The organism is Mitsuaria sp. TWR114 (genome assembly GCF_007997345.1).
Genome location: NZ_VOSR01000311.1, coordinates 1 through 2350 on the forward strand (window position 1 = coordinate 1; position 2350 = coordinate 2350).

Genomic DNA, 2350 nt, shown 5'->3' on the forward strand with positions numbered 1-2350 from the left:
GCCGGGAACTCCGCCACCATGCGCCCCTCGTTCATCACATACAGCCGGTCGCACAGGCCCAGCAGCTCCGGCATCTCCGAGGAGATCAGCAGGATGCCGCAGCCGCGCGCCGCCAGGCCGGCGATCAGGCTGTAGATCTCGTACTTCGCGCCGACGTCGATGCCGCGCGTCGGCTCATCCAGGATCAGCAGCCGCGGCCCGGCGAACAGCCACTTGGCCAGCACCACCTTCTGCTGGTTGCCGCCGGACAGGTGCACGACGCGCTGGTCCACGCCCGCGCAGCGGGTGCCGAGCTGGCGCCGGAAGTCCTGCGCGACCTGATGCTCGCGCGCCCGGTCCAGCACGCCGCCGCGCGACACGCCGCCCAGGTGCGCCAGCGAGGTGTTGACCGCGACCGACTCCTCCAGCAGCAGGCCCAGCGACTTGCGGTCCTCGGTCACGTAGGCCAGGCCGGCGGCAATCGCCTTGGGCACCGTGGACACATCGACCTCGCGGCCGTCCATCCAGGCACTGCCGCTGATGCGCCGGCCATAGCTGCGGCCGAACACGCTCATCGCGAGCTCGGTCCGGCCCGCGCCCATCAGCCCGGCGATGCCGACGATCTCGCCGCGGCGCACCGTCAGGTCGACGTCCTTGACCACCTCGCGCCCGGCCTGCACCGGGTGGAACGCGCGCCAGTCGCGCAACTCGAAGAGCAGCTCACCGATCGCCGGCGTGCGCGGCGGGTAGCGCTCGGACAGGTCGCGGCCGACCATCGCCTGGATGATCCGCGCCTCGGAGATCGGGTCGGTGGCGCAGTCCAGGCTGAGGATGGAGCGCCCGTCGCGCAGCACCGTGAGGCCATCGGCGACGCGCGTCACTTCCTTGAGCTTGTGGGAGATCAGGATGGACGCGATGCCCTGGCGCTTGAGCTCGAGCAGCAGGTCCAGCAGCGCGTCGCTGTCGGTGTCGTTCAGGCTGGCGGTGGGCTCGTCCAGGATGAGCAGCCGCACTTCCTTGGCCAGCGCCTTGGCGATCTCCACCAGCTGTTGCTGCCCGACGCCGAGCTCGCCGACCGGCGTCTGTGGCGAGGCCCGCAGGCCCACCCGCGCCAGCAGCTCGACCGCGCGCTGGTGCATCGCCATGCGGTCGATGACGCCCAGCCGCGCGGGCTCGTGACCGAGGAACAGGTTCTCCGCGATCGAGAGCTGCGGCACCAGCGCCAGCTCCTGGTGAATGATGATGATGCCCAGCCGCTCGCTGTCGGCGATGCCGGCGAAGCGGCGCACCTCACCGTCGAAGCAGAGCTCGCCGCCGTAATCGCCGCCATGGTCGGGGTGCGGGTAGACACCCGACACCACCTTCATCAGCGTCGACTTGCCGGCGCCGTTCTCGCCGCAGAGCGCATGGATCTCGCCGGCGCGCACGGACAACCGCACGTCCTCCAGCGCCGCGACGCCGGGGAACCGCTTGGTAATGCCGCGCAGCGCCAGCAGCGGGGCCGGGGCCGCGCTGTCGTGGGTTGTCGCGTTCATGGACCGATGACCGCGCCGCTCAGCGCAGTTGCGTGTCCTTGTAGTAGCCGCTGTCGACCAGCACCGGCTTCACGTTGGCCGCGTCGACCGAGACCGGCTTGAGCAGCACGCTGGGCACGACCTTCACGCCGTTGTTGTAGGTCTTGGTGTCGTTGACCGCGGCGGGCGTCTTGCCGGCCAGCATCTCGTCGCTGACGGTCGCCGCCGCCTGCGCGAGCTGGCGCGTGTCCTTGAACACGGTGCTGGCCTGCTCGTGCTTGAGGATGGACTTGACCGACGGCAGCTCAGCGTCCTGGCCCGAAACGACCGGGCACGGCTGCTTGGCGGTGCAGTAGCCGGCGCCCTTCAGCGAGGACAGGATGCCGATGCTGATGCCGTCATACGGCGACAGCACGGCATGCAGCTTGTCCTTGCCGTAGAACGCGGACAGCAGGTTGTCCATGCGGGCCTGCGCAGTGGCGGCATCCCAGCGCAGCGTGCCGACCTTGGCCATGCCCAGCTGCTTGCTGCGCACGACCAGCTTGCCGCTGTCGATGTAGGGCTTGAGCACCGACATCGCGCCGTCGTAGAAGAAGGTGGCGTTGTTGTCGTCCGGCGAGCCGCCGAAGAGCTCGATGTTGAACGGTCCCTTGCCCTGGGCCAGGCCCAGCTTGTCGATCAGGCTCTGGCCCTGCATCACGCCGACCTGGAAGTTGTCGAAGGTGACGTAGTAGTCGACGTTCTTCGTGCCCTTGATGAGCCGGTCGTAGGCGACGACCTTGATGCCGCGGTCGGCGGCCTTCTGCAGCACCGGCGACAGCGCCGAGCCGTCGATCGGCGCGATCACCAGCACCTTC

The 2350-nt window shown here is 69.3% G+C and carries 2 protein-coding genes; both read right to left on the bottom strand.

Annotated features, from left to right (window positions below):
• A partial coding sequence (locus FUT87_RS12765) for a sugar ABC transporter ATP-binding protein (protein WP_147241261.1) occupies positions 1-1514 on the bottom strand: 1514 nt, incomplete at its 3' end.
• 19 nt (positions 1515-1533) lie between these two features.
• Positions 1534-2350: sugar-binding protein (locus FUT87_RS12770; protein ID WP_147241262.1), on the bottom strand; the 817-nt coding region annotated here is incomplete at its 5' end.